At 62.1% G+C, this 264-nt stretch carries 1 protein-coding gene; it reads left to right on the top strand.

All coding sequences use genetic code 11. The annotated features are described in order from the left end of the window. The coding region (locus SAZ04_RS22295; protein WP_332699827.1) for a cation:proton antiporter domain-containing protein at positions 1–264 on the top strand (264 nt) is incomplete at both ends.

The following is a 264-nucleotide window of genomic DNA, read 5'->3' as shown; positions in this document are numbered from 1 at the left end:
CTTCGACTGGGCTAAAATCGCCATGAAGGTGTTGGCCTTCGCGGGCATGCTGATTGGCGGTCGTTTCCTGCTGCGTCCCGTGTTCCGCTTTATTGCCGCGTCGGGCGTTCGCGAGGTGTTTACCGCCGCGACGCTGCTGCTGGTGCTGGGATCGGCGTTGTTTATGGACGCGCTGGGGCTGTCGATGGCGCTCGGGACCTTTATCGCCGGGGTGCTGCTGGCGGAGAGCGAGTATCGTCACGAGCTGGAAATTGCCATCGATCC

Source organism: Halalkalibacter lacteus (genome assembly GCF_036663595.1).
Taxonomy (GTDB): Bacteria; Bacillota; Bacilli; order Bacillales; family Bacillaceae_D; genus Halalkalibacter; species Halalkalibacter lacteus.
Note: the sequence above shows the minus strand (reverse complement) of the source record. Positions and strands in the feature narration are given on the sequence as shown.